16 protein-coding genes and 1 riboswitch are annotated in these 15332 nt (G+C 64.8%); of the genes, 15 read left to right on the plus strand and 1 reads right to left on the minus strand.

The genetic code is table 11. The annotated features are described in order from the left end of the window. Positions 1 to 18: 18 nt before the first annotated feature. The 15 genes from OXG30_15500 to OXG30_15570 all read left to right on the plus strand — a co-directional run bounded on the left by OXG30_15500 (position 19) and on the right by OXG30_15570 (position 14520). Positions 19 to 1005 carry a malate dehydrogenase gene (locus OXG30_15500; protein MCY4136293.1) on the plus strand — a complete coding sequence of 329 codons (987 nt, stop codon included), beginning with the start codon at positions 19 to 21 and terminating at the stop codon, positions 1003 to 1005. After that, complete coding sequence (locus OXG30_15505; GenBank protein MCY4136294.1) at positions 1006 to 1905, plus strand: aminotransferase class I/II-fold pyridoxal phosphate-dependent enzyme; 900 nt, start codon at positions 1006 to 1008, stop codon at positions 1903 to 1905. Then, positions 1896 to 1956, plus strand: a riboswitch (cobalamin riboswitch). Its footprint overlaps the gene before it by 10 nt. Before the next feature lie 107 nt (positions 1957 to 2063). Next, the gene (locus OXG30_15510; protein ID MCY4136295.1) at positions 2064 to 3122 is read left to right on the plus strand and encodes a helical backbone metal receptor; all 1059 of its coding nucleotides are present in this window, start codon (positions 2064 to 2066) and stop codon (positions 3120 to 3122) included. A 71-nt stretch (positions 3123 to 3193) separates the two neighbouring features. Continuing rightward, positions 3194 to 4237 carry an iron ABC transporter permease gene (locus tag OXG30_15515; GenBank protein ID MCY4136296.1) on the plus strand — a complete coding sequence of 348 codons (1044 nt, stop codon included), beginning with the start codon at positions 3194 to 3196 and terminating at the stop codon, positions 4235 to 4237. Then, positions 4234 to 5061 (plus strand): ABC transporter ATP-binding protein, encoded by an 828-nt coding sequence (locus tag OXG30_15520; protein MCY4136297.1) that lies wholly within the window; start codon positions 4234 to 4236, stop codon positions 5059 to 5061. Before OXG30_15515 ends, OXG30_15520 begins: the two co-directional genes overlap by 4 nt. Beyond that, positions 5058 to 5633 (plus strand): cob(I)yrinic acid a,c-diamide adenosyltransferase, encoded by a 576-nt coding sequence (gene cobO / locus OXG30_15525; GenBank protein MCY4136298.1) that lies wholly within the window; start codon positions 5058 to 5060, stop codon positions 5631 to 5633. The genes OXG30_15520 and cobO overlap by 4 nt, the downstream gene beginning before the upstream one ends. Positions 5634 to 5682: 49 nt before the next feature. After that, positions 5683 to 6195: a bifunctional adenosylcobinamide kinase/adenosylcobinamide-phosphate guanylyltransferase gene (locus tag OXG30_15530; protein MCY4136299.1), complete on the plus strand. Its 513-nt coding sequence runs from the start codon at positions 5683 to 5685 to the stop codon at positions 6193 to 6195. A gap of 5 nt (positions 6196 to 6200) precedes the next feature. Continuing rightward, complete coding sequence (locus OXG30_15535) at positions 6201 to 6914, plus strand: adenosylcobinamide-GDP ribazoletransferase (protein ID MCY4136300.1); 714 nt, start codon at positions 6201 to 6203, stop codon at positions 6912 to 6914. Beyond that, positions 6911 to 7828 carry an adenosylcobinamide-phosphate synthase CbiB gene (gene cbiB / locus OXG30_15540; protein MCY4136301.1) on the plus strand — a complete coding sequence of 306 codons (918 nt, stop codon included), beginning with the start codon at positions 6911 to 6913 and terminating at the stop codon, positions 7826 to 7828. Before OXG30_15535 ends, cbiB begins: the two co-directional genes overlap by 4 nt. Beyond that, positions 7821 to 8870 (plus strand): nicotinate-nucleotide--dimethylbenzimidazole phosphoribosyltransferase, encoded by a 1050-nt coding sequence (cobT, locus tag OXG30_15545; protein ID MCY4136302.1) that lies wholly within the window; start codon positions 7821 to 7823, stop codon positions 8868 to 8870. The genes cbiB and cobT overlap by 8 nt, the downstream gene beginning before the upstream one ends. A gap of 108 nt (positions 8871 to 8978) precedes the next feature. After that, the gene (locus tag OXG30_15550) at positions 8979 to 10424 is read left to right on the plus strand and encodes a sugar ABC transporter substrate-binding protein (GenBank protein MCY4136303.1); all 1446 of its coding nucleotides are present in this window, start codon (positions 8979 to 8981) and stop codon (positions 10422 to 10424) included. 202 nt (positions 10425 to 10626) lie between these two features. After that, the gene (locus tag OXG30_15555) at positions 10627 to 11565 is read left to right on the plus strand and encodes a sugar ABC transporter permease (GenBank protein ID MCY4136304.1); all 939 of its coding nucleotides are present in this window, start codon (positions 10627 to 10629) and stop codon (positions 11563 to 11565) included. A gap of 104 nt (positions 11566 to 11669) precedes the next feature. Further along, entirely contained in the window at positions 11670 to 12458 is a 789-nt protein-coding gene (locus OXG30_15560; GenBank protein ID MCY4136305.1) for a carbohydrate ABC transporter permease, read from the plus strand. Positions 12459 to 12472: 14 nt separating this feature from the next. Then, a complete protein-coding gene (locus OXG30_15565; GenBank protein MCY4136306.1) occupies positions 12473 to 13588 on the plus strand; it encodes an ATP-binding cassette domain-containing protein in 1116 nt (371 codons plus the stop codon). Next, positions 13585 to 14520 carry an SMP-30/gluconolactonase/LRE family protein gene (locus OXG30_15570; protein ID MCY4136307.1) on the plus strand — a complete coding sequence of 312 codons (936 nt, stop codon included), beginning with the start codon at positions 13585 to 13587 and terminating at the stop codon, positions 14518 to 14520. Before OXG30_15565 ends, OXG30_15570 begins: the two co-directional genes overlap by 4 nt. A 35-nt stretch (positions 14521 to 14555) precedes the next feature. Here the strand turns inward: OXG30_15570 and OXG30_15575 are convergent, their stop codons facing one another. Next, complete coding sequence (locus OXG30_15575) at positions 14556 to 15323, minus strand: IclR family transcriptional regulator (protein ID MCY4136308.1); 768 nt, start codon at positions 15321 to 15323, stop codon at positions 14556 to 14558. Positions 15324 to 15332: the final 9 nt, after the last annotated feature.

Below are 15332 nucleotides of genomic sequence, written 5' to 3' on the forward strand. Positions count from 1 at the left end.
ACCAAAGGAGACCTGTCGGTGAGCGATCCCAAACGAGTGGCGGTAACCGGGCCGGCGGGCCAGATCGGCTACAGCCTGTTGTTCCGCATCGCCAGCGGGCAGATGCTCGGCCCCGACGTGCCCGTGGTGATCCAGATGCTGGAAATCCCCCCGGCCATGGACGCCCTGGCCGGCGTGGCCATGGAATTGGACGACTGCGCTTTCCCACTATTGGCCGGAAAGGTGTGTACCGACGATCCCAATGAGGCGTTCGACGGTGTGGACTATGCCCTGCTGGTGGGCTCTCGGCCCCGGAGCAAGGGCATGGAGCGCCGCGACCTGCTGGAGGCCAACGGCGCCATCTTCACCACCCAGGGCAAGGCGCTGGCCGCCGGTGCGGCATCCGATGTGCGAGTGCTGGTGGTAGGCAATCCGGCCAATACCAACTGCCTCATCGCCATGAACAACGCCCAGGGGATCGGTGCCGAGCGGTTCACCGCCATGACCCGGCTCGACCACAACCGGGCGGTGGCCCAGCTCTCGGCCAAGCTCGGGGTGGCCGTGGGCGAGGTGAGCCGCATGACCATCTGGGGCAACCACTCGGCCACCCAGTACCCCGATCTGTTCAACTGCCAAGTTGGCGGTCAGTCGGCCGCCGACGCGGTGGGCGATCAGGCGTGGATCGCCGATGAGTTCATTCCCGCCGTACAGCAACGCGGAGCGGCCATCATCGAGGCCCGGGGCCTGTCCAGCGCAGCCTCAGCCGCCAACGCCGCCATCGACCACGTCCACGACTGGGTCCACGGCACTGCACCGGGCGATTGGGTGAGCATGGCCGTGCCATCTGACGGTTCCTACGGCGTGCCCGAGGGCCTCATCTCGTCGTTCCCCTGCACCACCGCTGACGGCCAGTGGTCGATTGTGGACGGTGTGGACCTGAACGAATTCTCCCGGGCCCGCCTCGACGCCACCGTGGCCGAACTGGTCGAAGAGCGCGACACAGTGGCCGATCTGGGCTTGATCTAGTTGGCCGATATCCCTCCCGCCGGTCGTCACGGCGGAGACGGCCCCCGCATTGCCCGAGCTTTGGGCATCGACCCCCGAACCATTCTGGATCTGTCGCAGAGCCCCAACCCGTTCGCCCCCGATGTGGTTTCGATGTTGGCTGGCCATCTGGATTCGGTACGCCGGTATCCCGAGACAGCCGATGTGGCCCGGGAATTGGCCGACGCCATCGGAGTAGAAGCCGAGCGACTGATTCTTACCAATGGGGGAAGCGAGGCGATCTCCCTGGCGGCTCGGGAGATAGGGGGGCGGGTGCGCTCTGAGCCTGAGTTCGGGCTGCACCCCCGCAATCTCGCTGGGCCGATCTGGCGCAGCGACCCGCACAATCCCAGTGGTCACTTGGCTGGGGCTGAAGAGTCGGCTGATGTGTGGGATGAGGCGTTCTACCCGCTGGCCACCGGACGGTGGACGGCCGGTCGGTCCGGCGTAGTCGTGGGGTCGCTGACCAAGGTGTTCGCCTCTCCCGGGCTACGACTCGGCTACATCATCTCCGACGACGTGGAGCGGTTCGCCCGTCATCAGCCGCAGTGGTCGGTGAACTCGTTGGGGGTTTCCGTGCTGCCGGAGCTGCTGGAATTGGCCGACTTGCCAGCTTGGTCGGAGGCCATCGCCGCCGCCCGCAGGGACTTGGCCGAGATGTTTCGACGCCTCGGCTTCACGGTGGAGGCGGCCGATGCACCCTGGGTCTTGGTTCATGCCCCCGGATTGCGGGAGCGCTTGGCCCCCTACGGGGTGGTGGTGCGGGATTGCTCTAGCTTCGGCATGCTGGGATACACGCGGGTTGGTGTGCCTGATTCTGATGGGCTGGCTCGGTTGGAGTCAGCTATGCTGCGGAGCGGCGTGGAGGCGAAGTCCGGTTAGATTCCGGCACTGTCCCGCAACGGTGAACTGGCCCTGAGCCAGCGAGTCCGGTCGAGCTTTGCGCCGAAACGAGCCATAAAGCCCCGAGGGTTGGGTTGGCTCGAGGGCAGGGCTCCTGCCGATCGAGCTTCCGTTCCTCGATCTACAGGAGGTGCTAGATGCCCCGACGTAAGTTCCGTCTTCTGACTGCGATGCTGCTCGCCCTCGCCCTGCTGGTGACTGCTTGCGGCAACGATGACGATGCCCCCGCGCCCCAGGCGGCCGAGGCGCCTGAGCCAGCGCCAACCGAGGCCCCAACGCAACCGGCACCTGCGTCCACGGAGGCGCCTGAGCCTGAGTCGGCTCCGACCGAGATGCCGACGGAGCCAGAGCCAGCACCGACTGAAACTGCCCCCTCGCCAACCGAAGCGCCTGCTCTTGCTCCGGAGCCGACAGAAGCCGCCCCCGACAGGCCCCAGCGGATCGTGTCGCTCTCGCCCACTGCCACTGAGATCTTGTTTGCCATCGGCGCAGGAGAACAGGTGGTAGCGGTGGACGAATACTCCTACTACCCACCGGAAACTCCGGTGACCGACTTGTCGGGGTGGGACCCCAACGTGGAGGCCGTGCTGTCGTATGAGCCTGACATGGTGGTGATCTCCAACGACGCCAACGACCTTATGGCCGCCATGGACGCTGTCGGCGTAGAAGTGCATGTGAATTCGGCACCGGGGGATTTTGAGGGCGGCTATGCCTCAATCGCCGAATTGGGAATTGCCGTTGGCCGAGTGGACGAGGCGGCTGCGCTGGTGGCCGATCTGAGAGCGGAGATCGATGCCGCCCTGGCTGCGGCCCCTGATGTGGAAGTGCGGGTGTACCACGAGTTGGGCGAGACCCATTACTCGGCCAGCTCCAACAGCTTCATAGGGGCGGTCTACGCCGCCATGGGCGCCATCAACATCGCCGACGAAGCCGATGTCGACGGCTACGGGTTCCCCCAGCTCACCGAGGAGTACATCGTCGAAGCCGACCCCGAACTGATCGTGATCACCGATCAGGTGTCCTACACCGCCGAAGACGTGGCTGCCCGGCCCGGTTGGGGCGAGGTGTCGGCAGTGCGCAACGGCAACATCGTGGTGGTGAACGCCGACATCGCATCCCGGTGGGGGCCTCGACTGCCCCAGTTCATCGCCGCGGTAGCTGAAGCCCTGCAAACGGTGGCTGCACCGGTTTCGTAGGTTTCCAAGGCACTTCGATGGCTGAAGCCTCCCTCCCGACGACCGCAATATCGGAACCCGACGCCACCCATATGTCGGTGCGACGGGCATTCGGAATGTCGGCCGGGGCCATCGTCATCGGGATTGCGGTGCTGGTTGCGGTGGGCTTGCTCAGCGCCTCCAGCGGTGCCGCCGGTCTGCCGGTTGGCGGGGTGTTCGGCGCCTTGTTCGACTGGGTCCCGTTCATTGGCATCGAGTCATCGCTGTCGGCAACCCAGGAGAACATCCTGTTCGAGATCCGGCTTCCCCGACTGGCGCTCGGCATGCTGGTAGGGGGTTCCCTCGGCATGGCTGGTGCTTCCTATCAGGGAGTTTTTCGCAACCCGCTGGCCGACCCCTACCTTCTGGGCGTATCCGCGGGGGCCGGCTTCGGCGCGGTGCTGGCCTTGGGATTCGGCCTCGACTTGAGCTGGGGGCCGTTCGACACCGTGCCGGCAGCAGCGTTCATGGGGGCGCTTGTGGCCGTAGTGGCGTCGATGGCCATCGCCCGGGGCGGGGGTGCGTCGCCGGCCACGCTGCTGCTTGGCGGAGTGGCCATGGCCGCTCTGTTTTCCGCCGCGCAGACCTACGCTATACAGCAATTGAACGAAACCCGAGCCCGAGAGGTGTTGTCATGGCTGTTCGGACAGCTCAACACCACCGGCTGGAAACAGGTTGGGCTGCTTTTGCCCTACGCGGCAGTGTGCGGCGCAGTGCTCTTCGTCCACCGCAGGCATCTCGATGTATTGCGGGTGGGCGACGACGAAGCACGCTCGTTGGGACTGAATCCGGCTCGCTCCCGCCTCGTGGTAATCGGGGCCGCCTCTCTCTTGACCGCGGCTGCCGTTTCGGTGAGCGGGTTGATCGCCTTTGTCGGCCTCGTGGTGCCTCACATCGTCCGCCTGCTCATCAGCCACAGCTACCGGGTGATCGTGCCGCTGTCTGCGCTGGTGGGGGCGGCGTTCCTGGCCTTTGTGGACATCGGCGCCCGAACTCTGCTTGCTCCATCGGAGTTGCCGGTTGGGGTTATCACCGCATTCGTGGGTGCGCCGTTCTTCGCCTTGGTGCTGTGGCGCGACCGGTGGAGCACAACATGAGTTCTGCTCTGGCGGCCTCGACCCCATCGTCAACCCTGGCGTTGCCCGCGCTGTCGTGTCGGGATGTCCGAGTTTCCTTCCGCGACCACGAGGTGGTGTGCGGCGTCGATCTGGAGTTGGACCCGGGGGAATGGCTGGGAATCATCGGCCCCAACGGGGCGGGCAAATCCACCCTGTTGCGATCGATTGTGGGGCTGGCCGACTACTCCGGGACAATCGATCTGGGCGGCGGTCATGCACCGGGGGCAGCAGATGTGGCCTTGGTGCCGCAGTTCCCCGTGATGCCCAAGGGAATGACTGTGGCCGAGTACGTGTTGTTGGGGCGGACCGCGCACCTGGGCTGGTTGGCCCGTGAATCGCGGCGGGATCGGCAGATTGTGTCGTCAGTGCTGCACAGGCTGGAGCTTTCGGCCTTTGCCGAACGCTTTGTGTCCACCCTCTCGGGCGGCGAGGCTCAGCAGGTGGTGGTGGCCAGGGCATTGGCCCAGCAGTGCCCGGTACTGCTGCTGGACGAGCCCACTAGCGCCCTCGATCTGGGCCATCAAGTGTCGGTGCTTGAGTTGGTAGACGATCTGCGCCGCACCGAGGGACTCAGCGTGCTGGCCGCCATGCATGACTTGAGTGCGGCGGCCCGGTTCGCCGACCGCCTCATTCTCATCGATCACGGTCGGATTGTGGCCCAAGGCAGCCCAGCCGACGTGTTGAGGCCTGATCTGCTATCGGCGGTGTACAGCACACCGCTTACTGTTCAAACAATCAACGGCGAGCTGGTGGTGTTGCCCGCATCTCGACGTCGCGCTCAACCTCTAGAGGAGACATCATGAGCACTGAATCCGCCCCTCGAGAAGAGCGCCCCTACGACACTTCGGAACTGAGGTCGGCACCCTCGCTGGTGATGGTCAACACCGGTCACGGCAAGGGCAAGTCAACCGCGGCTTTCGGCACCGTGCTTCGAGCCGTCGCCCGAGGATGGCCCACCGCGGTGGTGCAGTTCCTCAAGAGCGGCAATTGGAACACCGGTGAGGAGAAAGTGTGCCGTGAGCTCGGCGTGCAGTGGTTCTCGGCCGGCGATGGGTTCACCTGGGAATCCGACGATCTCGACGAGACCAAGGCCAAGGCAGTGGCCGCCTGGGAGTTTTCCGCTCAGCTCATAGCAGGGGGCGAGTACCGGCTGGTGGTTTTGGACGAGATCAGCTACGCCATGACTTGGGATTGGATTGACGCCGCCGACGTGGCTTCGGCGCTTGTGTCTCGGCCCGAGTCGGTGAGTGTGATCCTGACTGGTCGAGATATGGCTGACGAGGTGGTTGAGGTGGCCGACACCGTGACCGAGATGGTGAAGGTCAAGCACGCCTTTGATCGCCAGATCCGAGCCAAAAAGGGCCTCGATTATTGAGCATAACGGCTGGTGACTGCGGGCCTGGGTCGATTGCGGGCGGCTCTTCATGATCGTGTTGGTGCTAGGCGGGACCCGCTCGGGCAAGTCGGGCGTGGCGGAGTCGATTGCCGAATCCTTGGGGTCTGCCGTCACCTATGTGGCCACTGCTGCGGTGAACCCGGATGATGCGGACCACGCCGCCCGGGTCGCCGCGCATCAGGCTCGTCGCCCAACACATTGGAGCACCGTGGAATGCGAAGAACCCGAAGATCTTCCCCGCTTTCTGGGGGATATCGACGGCGTGGTTCTGGTCGACTCTCTGGGCACTTGGGTGGCCCGTCACCCCGACCTGGCGGTAGAGGCCGACGGGCTCCTCGACGCGTTGGCCCGGCGGACTGGTCCTGTGATCATCGTTTCCGAAGAGGTTGGGCTTTCGGTCCACGCTCCCACCGAGTTGGGCCGTCGCTTTACCGATGAGCTGGGGATGCTGAACCAGCAGGTTGCTGCTGTGGCTGATCGAGTCTTGCTGGTGGTGGCCGGGCGGATTCTTGAGTTGCCCGCTTCCGACGGGGCGGCTTGAGGGCAATGAAGCGGCCCGCGGTGATGGGCGCGGTGGCGTTCTTGACCGTGGCTGGCCGCGGCCAGGTCCCCCAAGTCCGAGCCTTGTGGTGGTTCCCGCTGGTCGGTGCCGGGCTTGGTGGGGTGCTGGCGGCCGTCCACTGGGGAGCGGGTGAGCTGTGGCCTCTGCTGGTAGTCGGGATCCTGGTAGTGGCCGCCGACTTGGTGCTCACCGGCGGACTGCACCTCGACGGTCTGGCTGACAGCGCCGACGGCCTCCTGCCCCACATGGAAAGGGATCGGCGGCTGGCGGTGATGGCCCGACCCGATGTGGGAGCGTTCGCCATTGCCGCGGTTGTGGTTGTGGTGGCGGCCCGGTGGGCGGCGTTATCGATTGACGGCATCGAGTCGTTAGCGTTGATTCCGATCTGGGCTGGCAGCCGTGCCGTGGTCGCCATGATCCCGGCCATCGTCCCCTACGCCCGGCCCGGTGGGCTAGCTGCTCCGTTTCTCGATGGGGCACGGTTGTGGCTGGCGTTGTGGTTGGCACCCGCAGTGGCCGCGCTGGTGCTGATCGAAGGGGTGTCGGGTGCGGTAGCGGCCGGAGTCATGGTGGTGGCATCCGGTGGTGTGGTGGCATTGGCGTGGCGTCGGCTGGGCGGATTCACCGGTGATGCGCTGGGCGCGGCGATCATGGTGGCAGAAACCGCCGCCCTACTCACCCTGGTGGCCAATCCATGAGCCGGCTGAGTCAGACTTGTCTGGGTGCGGCCGCTGGCCTGGTGATCGATCGAATGGTGGGCGAGCCGCCCGCCGACACCCATCCGGTAGCCGAGTTTGGGAAGGCTATGAAACGCGTTGAGCAGGCACTCTGGGCCGACCGACGTTTGGCAGGAGTGACCTATGCCGCGGTGGGTGTGGCCATCGGCGTCGCCGGAGGCCGGCTGGTGAAGTCCACCGCAACAGCGGTGGCGGTTGCTACCGCAGGTCGGGAGCTGCGCCGGGTAGCGATGCGCGTTGGAAAGACGGTGGCCAGTGGTGATCTTCCCGCGGCCCGCGCCGAACTGCCCACCCTGGTGGGGCGCGATCCCGCGGAACTTGATGGTTCCGGCATTGCCGCCGCGGTCATTGAGTCGGTGGCGGAGAACAGCGTGGACGCGGTGATCGCTCCCGCGTTCTGGGGGGCTGTGGCCGGTGCCCCCGGTGCCGCGGTCTATCGGGCGATCAACACCATGGACGCCATGGTCGGTCGGCGCAATGAGCGGTACTCAAACTTCGGCTGGGCCGCCGCCCGCCTTGACGATGCCGCCAACTACATCCCGGCTCGAATCTTCGCGGCGCTGGTTACCGTGCTGCATCAGGAACGGGCGGGCCAGATTGTCGATGCAGTGCGCCGAGACGCCCCTGCCCACCCGTCGCCCAACGCCGGTGTTGCCGAGGCCGCCATGGCTGCCGCGCTGGATCGAAAACTCGGTGGACCCCTCAGCTACGAGGGTGTGGCTGAAGAGCGCCCGTTTCTGGGCGGCGGTTCCCGCCCAGAGCCCGATGACATTGATGCCGCCGTCCGCTTGGCCGACCGGGTAGAGATTGCCGCAGTTGGACTGTTGGTGCTTACCGGGCTTGTCGACTGGCTCTTGGACCAAGGCAGTGGCTGACGTGGACTCGCACTCGTTTCCTTCGGTTCCCCTGCTGGACGTCCAGGCCATGGAAGACGCGAGGGCCCGGTGGGCCACTCGGGCCATGCCTCCGGGGGCGCTGGGGCGCCTGCAAGAGGTGGCCGTCCACTTGGCTGGGATTGCCGGGGTTTGCCCGCCGCCCGCGCCATGCAGGCCGGTCGTGGTTGTGTTCGCTGGTGATCACGGTGTGGTGGCCGACGGGGCCAGCGCGTGGCCGTCGGAGATCACCGCGGCCATGGTGGCCACGGTGGCCGACGGCGGAGCCGCCATTTCGGTGTTTGCCGAGGCAGTGGGTGCAGATGTGGTGGTCGTTGATGTCGGGGTGAAGACCACATTCGGCCCCCTACCCGGTGTGAGAACCGAGCGGGTGGCCGACGGCACCGCCAGCATCGCCTCGGGGGCGGCCATGACTTCGAATCAAGCTGAGGCTGCCGTCGCTATCGGCATGCGGATCGCCTCGGAGCAGATAGAAGCGGGCACCGACTGCCTCATCGGCGGCGACTTGGGCATCGGCAACACCACGGCGGCGGCCGCGCTAATCGGGGCATTCACCGGCCGATCAGCCGAGGAAGTCACCGGTGTCGGCGCCGGAGTTCCCGCCGGGGGGCTCGACTACAAGCGTCGGTTGGTGGCCATTGCCATGGAGAGAGCCGAAGCCTGCACTGAACCCCTCGAGGTGCTGGCCACGGTGGGGGGATTGGAGATTGCGGCCCTCGCCGGGCTGTTCATCGCCGCCGCCGAGCACCGGGTTCCCTTCATCGTGGACGGGGTGATCGCCGGGGCCGCCCTGTGCGCCGCCGATGCTCTGGCCCCTGGTACCGCAGCCCGTGCCATCGCCGGCCATCGCTCCAGCGAGCCGGCCGCGTCCGTCGTCCTCGACCACCTGGGCCTGGATGCCCTGCTGGACCTCAACCTGCGGTTAGGCGAGGGAACCGGCGCCTGTCTGGCCTTTCCCCTGGTCCAAGCGGCAGCTCTGGCGCTGGCCGACATGGCGGACTTGCCCGAACCCGGTCAGGCGTAACTCGAAATCAGTTTACGGCGCGCCGAAGCGACCGACTTTCTTGTTGCATTTGCTCTGGACATCCCTAGTACTAGGCCATAGAGTGACTGTGTAGTATTCGCACTGACTGTGCAAATAACGCACAACGGAGGGATTTTGATGTCTAGCAGTAACAGCAACCGTCAACCGTCTTCAGGGCGCCTTTGGCGCGTGATCGCGGTTATTTTGGCGTGCGCGCTCGTCGCCGCCGCATGTGGAAACGACGACGATCCAGGTGGCGCGTCCGTTCCGGCCGCACCGGAGGTTGGCGACAGCTCGTCTGAGCCGGTTGGCGATTCTGATGGAATGGCAGAAGACAGCTCGACACCCGCTCCGACGGCTGAGCCGGAACCAGAGCTGTCTGGAACGATCGGCTTTATCAAGGGACCGCATTCGGCGATGGAGGTGGAGTTCAACGACCAGATCATCGCCGACTTCAATGCCCAGGTAGCGCCCGACGTCGAAGTGGAGTTCTCAACCTATGACTGGCCCGTCCATGTGGCTGAGCTGACGACGCTGTTTGCGAGCGGCTCGCCGCCCGACGTGCAGTATCTGGTCGATCTCATCTATCCGGCGTTCGCTGAACAGGGTGTTTTGCACGACATGACAGACTTGGTGAACGATCCCGACTGGGCCGAGGAGCGGGCCAAAATCAGTCAGTTCGCGTGGGATCTCGCCGAACAGCAAGGCGGTACGTGGGGAGTGCCCACCCTCGGCGCGGTCTACAACATCTTCATAAATGAGACGCTTCTTGAAGAGGCGGGTTTGCTCGACAGTTGGGACGACTCCTATGAGTCGATGCTCGCTGCTGCCGAAGCGCTCACAACCGATGAGGTCTTCGGCTTCGGGGCGCGCACTTCCGCGGCTGACTTTGCCTGGTGGGATTGGTACCCCTACATCCACAATGCGGGCGGTGACGTGTTGTCCGACGATTGGACTGAGTGCGGCTTGGTCGGCCAGGACGTCGTCGACGCTATGCAGTTCCTGATCGACATCCACACCGCGGGCGTCACGCCGGCAATCGGTTCAGTAGACAACCAGGGCCTGTTCGACCTGTTCGCCGCAGGGCGCATCGCGATCCTCCACCACGAAACGCCGAACATCGTAGCGCTGAACGAGAACCCGCCGGACTTCGAGTGGACGGTGGCCGCGGCACCCCCCGGCCCGCAAGGCCATACGGTGATGGGCAACTTCGGGATCTTGAGCATCGCGGAGGCGAGCGACAACAAAGAAGCGGCTTGGGAGTTCATCAAGCATTGGGCATCTGCGCCGCAGGTTGGACGATTCGCGGAGCAGGTGAGTTTGCAAGTTGTCCGCACTGACATCATCGACGATCTTTTCGCCGACAATCCGGCGATGCAGAAGGTGCAATCCGAGTTGGTGCCCCGAGTCCAAGGGCTCCAGCCTCACCCTCAGATCCTCGAAGCGCTCCAGGCCGCCTGGCCGGTGGTTGAAGACGCCTTCCGCGGGAACCGGACCGGCGAGGAAGCCATCGCCGGGATGTGTGAGGCAATCGACGGCGTTCTCGCCGGATAGCGGAAAGGCGGAAGCCGTGTTCGCCACGGACCGCTGCGGCCCCGAGGATTTCCCCTCCCCTCGGAGAGCGCCGTAGCGGCCGTGGGCGAACGCTTCAAGAGTTCTGGTGCCCCATGAAGATGGGATTCGGGGCACCAGAACTCGCTGTTTTCAAGGGCAATCGCCGGTATTGGCTAACTTCAAGGCGAGGGGGCAGGACGCAATGACGCACATCGACGCAGGCCTCACCGGTGCGCAGATGACGCTGTCGCCGGAAGAACACCGCCGACTCGCCAAGCGCTACCGGCGACGCACCACACTCACCGCTTACGCCTTCTTGGGGCCGAACCTTGTGGCGTTTGTGGTGTTTCTCCTGATTCCGGTCGTATGGCTCCTCGTGTCCACGTTCAGGACCGGGGGCGTGCTTGGCCCTGCTGAGTTCGTCGGGCTCGACAACTGGCGCGACACCTTTTCTGACCCGCTGGCCAGAACGAGTATCCGAAACACGGTGCTCTACAGCGCGATGGCGATTCCCGCCGTGTTCATCATCGCCATGATCCTCGCGCTGGCGCTGCATGCCATACCCCGCGGCGGTGCGCCGATCCGCGTCGCCCTGTACCTCCCGACGCTTCAGCCCGCGGTCGTGGCTGCGTTCATCTTCACCTTCGTGCTGCATCCCGACTTCGGGGTCATCAACTATGCCGTTCGGTGGCTCGGCGGCGACCCGGTCAACTTTCTGGGCGACACGACGCTCGCGCTTCCGACGATCGCCGGGATCGAGGTGTGGCGCGGGACCGGATTCTGGACGATGATGTTCCTCGCGGGCCTGACGGCTCTGCCGGGCGAGCTCTACCACGCGGCCGAGCTTGACGGGGCTGGCGCGATACGGCGATTCATCCGCCTGACGCTTCCCCTGCTGCGCCCGACGTTCTATTTCGCCGTGATATTCGCCACAATCGTCAACCTCCAACTCTTCGACTCTGTTTTCGCGCTCACCGATGGAGGTCCGGTCAATAGCACGGTCTCGGTGTCGCTGTACATCTACCGGAGTCTGTTCCTGTTCGGCGACATCGGCTTCGGCGCGACGCTGTCCTTCCTGCTCGTCATCACTGTGCTGTTGCTGACGGGACTTCAGACCTACCTGTTGCGAGACCGCAAATGACGGCGATGCGCACAACCGAGCACAAGACCCGCGGCGCTCAGACTTCCAGGGGCAGGGCTCGCTCAGGCCTTCCAAGGTCGCGGCCCGCGATCTCGCTGTCGTACGTGATCCTGTTCGTCGGCGTGGCCATCGCCCTGGTGCCCTTCTTGTACGTCGTGTCCACCTCGTTCAAGGAATCGACATCGCTGTTCAGCTATCCGCCTGACTGGATCCCGTCACCGGTCTTTTGGGGCAACTTCCGGTCGCTTTTTGCCGACCATCCGTTTGCTCAGTGGACCTTCAACACCCTGTTCGTGTCGGGCGCGGTGACCGCTTTGAAGCTGTGGTTCGATTCCATGGCGGGCTATGCATTGGCCAAGATGGAGTTCGCCGGCCGGCGCGGCATCGCTCTCCTCCTCTTGCTGTCGGTTGCGATCCCCATCTCGGCGTTGATCATTCCGATGTTCTTCGTGGTGCGCTACCTCGGGCTGTTGAACACCTACTGGGCGCTGATACTGCCGCCGCTGGCGAACCCGCTGGGGATCTTCATGGCCCGCAGCTTCATTGTCGGGATCCCCGACGATCTGGAGGCGTCAGCACGCCTCGACGGCGCTTCAGAGTTCACGATCTATCGCAAGATCGTCTTGCCTCTGGTCCGGCCCGGTTTGGTGGTGCTCGGCATGTTCACGTTCATGTTGCAGTACACCTCGTTCATCTGGCCCCTCATCGCTGTCCAGGACTCCGACCGGCAAGTGCTGGCCGTGGGCATCTCTGGACTTCAGAGCGCGTTCTTGCAGGACTGGGGTCTGCTCTCGGCGGGCATGCTGGCCGCCGCCATCCCTATCACGGTCGTGTTCTTGCTCGTGCAAAGGGCGTTCGTGTTCAACGACCTCTCCGGCGCACTCAAGGAATAGGGGAAATGTCTGCCATGTCACCTCGGGCCGATGTCGCCGTGAGCCTGATCCAGGTCGCCAAGTCCTACGGCGACGTCGAGGTGCTGCAACCATTCGACTTCCAGGTTGGCGAAGGCGAATTCGTTGTCCTCCTCGGCCCCTCGGGGTGCGGAAAAAGCACCATCCTGAAAATGATCGCAGGACTCGAAGAGGTCAGCCACGGCGAGATTCACGTCGCAGGTGAACTCGTCAACTACATCAGGCCTCGAGACCGCGATGTGGCAATGGTCTTCCAGAACTACGCGCTGTATCCGCACATGACGGTGCGGGACAACATCGCGTTTCCGCTCACCATGAGCAGGCGGCCCCGACTCAAGCGAGATGTGATCGAGGCGCGCACCGTCGAGGCAGCCGACATCGTCGACCTGACGCCCTACCTCGACCGCAAGCCGGCGCAGTTGAGCGGCGGGCAGCGGCAGCGAGTCGCCTTGGCCCGAGCAATAATCCGCCAGCCAGCGGTGTTCCTCATGGACGAGCCGCTGTCCAATCTCGACGCGCTGCTGCGTGCGGACATGCGGGCAAGCCTCTTGGAGGTCCACGCCCGCATCAAGAAGGCCACCTTGTACGTGACTCACGACCAGATTGAGGCCATGACGATGGCCGACCGGGTCGTGGTTCTCAATGCCGGCCGGATCCAGCAGATCGGACGACCTCGCGATCTGTACGCGGCCCCGGCGAACACATTCGTGGCTCAGTTCATCGGGAGCCCGCGCATGCCACTCCACGATTTGGAGGTACGCGACGACGGCACCCTTCAGTTTGCCGATGTGACCCTCACCGGCGATGCCGATGTCCCTCTGGCGCCGGGAGCATCGGTCACGGTCGGCCTCCGGCCGAGCGCGCTGCGAACAACCAGCTCAGCATCCGCCTGCTTCGTCGGCGAGGCGAAGCGACGCGACTACCTCGGCAGCGACAGCTACCTCGAGGTCGACCTCGGAGAAGGTCTATCGGTCATGGTGCGGGCGGAGGCTGATGCGGAGGTGCGGCCCGGCGACACCGTGCGCGTGGACGCCGACCCGGGAGCCATCCATGTCTTTGACGAGGCGGGGGCGCGGATCTGCGGCGCTTCGGTGTGCCGACGAGAGCGATGACCGCGGGCTGGGAGCTGATCGCCAACGGCGTGTCCGCTCCAGAAGGGCCGACTCTTGGGCCGGGAAGGTGGATTCTCAATGTGTGCAGCTTCACCCGCGACAGCAACCCGGCCGTCGTTGGTGGCGACATTGTGGCCACGCACCCCGATCGACCGGGCGACACGCGGCGCCTGTTCAACACGTCCGCTAACGGGGTGGAGGGCATCCCTGCTGCGCTTGCCTTCGGGCCCGACGGCGCCCTCTACATCACCGACGAAGGCCACCGGGCGATTCTGCGGGCCACGGATCAGGGGGTGCTGTCGGTGTACGCGCCGACGCCGAACGGGCCCAATGATCTCAGCTTCGACCGGGAGGGGAACCTCTGGTTCACCGATCCGTGGGGTTCCAGCATCCACAACGCGATTGGCGGGGTTTATGTGCTTCGCGCCGGAACGGCGGTTCTCGAAGAGGTCGCATCCGGTCTCGCGTTTCCGAACGGGATCGTGGCCACGCCAGAGGAGGTGGTGTATGCGGAGACGCGCACGGGCCGGCTGTGGCGGCATCGGCGCCTCGCCGGAGGGCAGCTAGGAGAAGCGGAGGTCTTCGCTGAGCTGCCGCATCAGGCTGGGGTCAAGACGCAGGGCCCCGACGGCATGGCGCGGGACATCCACGGCAATCTGTACGTGGCCCATTTCGGCGCGGCGTGCATCCGTGTTCTCGCGCCCGACGGCACGCAACTCGATCCGATTGCCGTTCCGGGGCGCGACCCGACCAACCTGTGTTTCGGAGGGCCTGATCTGCGTACGTTGTTTGTGACGCTCGACGACACCGATCAGCTCATTGCCCTTCAGTCGCCGCATCAGGGAAGCGCGATCCAATTCTGCCCATCGGTCGGCGAAACCCGGGCGCATGAGAGCTGGGTGGACTTGATCGAGAAGAGCCCCGCGGTGTGATCAAGGGCGGGGCAGCGGGCGGGGCTGGACTCGCCTCATTCCTGGCCGCTGCCGGGGCCGTTGCCGGTCCACCCGAACTCCCGGGATATGCCGAAACTCGCTTCAAAAAGCTGTGGCACCATGGTGAGCAGGGTCTCGTAGTCACAGGACAGGGTTGTGGCGGTGATTGAAACCGACCCGGCAACTTGCCCTGACGCCTCGAAGATCGGCGCGGCGATGCAGTTGACCCAAGGCTCATGTTCGAGGTGGTCAACCGCGTAGCCGCGCTCGACGGTGGCTCGAAGTTCCGTGAGATAGGCGTCGGCATTGGCCAGCGTGTTGTCGGTGTGGGCCACGAAGTCGATGCCCGACACGATGCGCTGTTGGTCTCCGAGCGGAAGGAACGCGATGATGGCCTTGGCGACGCCGGTGCAGTGCAGTGGCGCCGTATTGCCGATCCGGGAGTACATGCGAACGGCCTGCTTCGCCTCCCGCTTGTCGATGTATACGACGGTGTCGCCTTCGAGCATGGCGAGGTGGATCGTGTGCTCTACCTCATGGCTGAGTTGGGTGAGGAACGGCGCCGCCACCGAGCGGAGGTCGATGTTCTCCAGTGCGGCGTTGGCGAGGCTGATGATGCGACGACCGAGGCGGAACACATTGTGGCTGTCTCTGACCACCATCTGTTCAGCCTCGAGTACCTGAAGGGTTCGCAAGGCTGTGCTGCGGTGGGTCCCCATGAACGACGCGACCTGTTCGATCGACGATGGCTTTTCGCCGATCAGTCCCAGCACTTGGATGGCTCGTTGCACGGTCTGGCTCATCGTTCCTCT

It is taken from the genome of bacterium (assembly GCA_026708015.1).
Taxonomy (GTDB): Bacteria; Actinomycetota; Acidimicrobiia; order Acidimicrobiales; family Bin134; genus Poriferisocius.